The following is a 1,115-nucleotide window of genomic DNA, read 5'->3' on the forward strand; positions in this document are numbered from 1 at the left end:
CACCGCCCCGGTGGGTCCGTTCCCGCCCCCGGCCGGGGCGCCGCCGGAGGCGGAGGGCTGGCCGCTGCTGCCGACCCGCCAGGTCGCCGTGCTGCTGCCGGGGGCCGCCGCCACCGGGGGCGCCGCCACCCAGGCGGCCGGGGCCCCGGTCGCCGGCGGGCTGTGCGGGGACGAGGCCGTCCCCACCGCCGACCCCCTGCGCAGCGGGTTCGAGCAGGAGTGGGTGGCCTCGCCCATGCAGGACGCGCCCGACGAGGTGCGGCCGGTGGAGCGGATGCGGGAGCGGGTCCGCGTGTTCGACGGCGACGGGGCCGCGCAGTACTACGCCGCCGTCGCCGGCTCGGCCACGCGGTGCCTGGACCAGCCGGAGGGGGCCGCGCCCTGGGGCTTCGACGAGGTCCACGCCTACCCGCCGGGCGACGTGATCGCCGGCTACGTGCGGCTGGCGCCGCGCTTCGACTCCTTCGTCTCGGCCGTCGTGCTGCGGCGGGGCCCGGTCGTCGTGGAGCTGCACCTGACCGTGCGCGGCAGCTGGAACCGCTGCCTGCAGGTGACCCGCACCGCGGCCCGCCAGGCGCTCGCCCAGGCCGTCGCCGCCGAGCAGAGCTGGTGAGGCCGGTGCCGCCACGGGAGCCGCGACGGGTGCCGCCGGGGCTGGAGGAGTTCGCGGAGCAGCGCGGGGCGGCGCTGCTGGCGGTGGCGCGGACCCTGCTGCCCGACCCGGCCGCCGCGGTGGACGTCGTGGCCGGGGTGCTGGCGCGGGTGGCGCCGCGCTGGGAGCGGCTGTGCGCGGAGGAGGACCCGCGGCTCGCGGTGGACCGGCTGCTCGTGGCGGCCTGCACGTCCCGGCGGCGCCCGTTCCGCGCCGGCCCGTTCCGCCGCCCGCCGGCCGGCTCGGGGGACGACGGGGAGGACCGCGGGGAGGACCACGGGGGAGGCGGGTCGGCGGGCGGGACGGACGACGGCGCGGAGCCGGACGCCGACGGGCCCCCGCAGCATGACGAGCCGTACGACGAGCAGCACGACGAGCTGCTGGCGGCGCTGCGCCGGCTGCCCACCCGCCAGCGCGCCGTGCTCGTGCTGCGCCACGTCGAGGGCCTGGCCGACGAGGACGT

The 1,115-nt window shown here is 80.4% G+C and carries 1 protein-coding gene and 1 pseudogene; both read left to right on the forward strand.

All coding sequences use genetic code 11. The annotated features are described in order from the left end of the window. Window positions 1-613, forward strand: a pseudogene (locus ABEB16_RS17635) (hypothetical protein); the annotation flags it as partial. Window positions 614-618: 5 nt separating this feature from the next. Continuing rightward, window positions 619-1,115 (forward strand): SigE family RNA polymerase sigma factor (locus tag ABEB16_RS17640; RefSeq protein WP_345713526.1); only part of this gene is annotated, 497 nt, incomplete at its 3' end.

Source organism: Kineococcus glutinatus (assembly GCF_039542765.1).
Lineage (GTDB): Bacteria > Actinomycetota > Actinomycetes > Actinomycetales > Kineococcaceae > Kineococcus_A > Kineococcus_A glutinatus.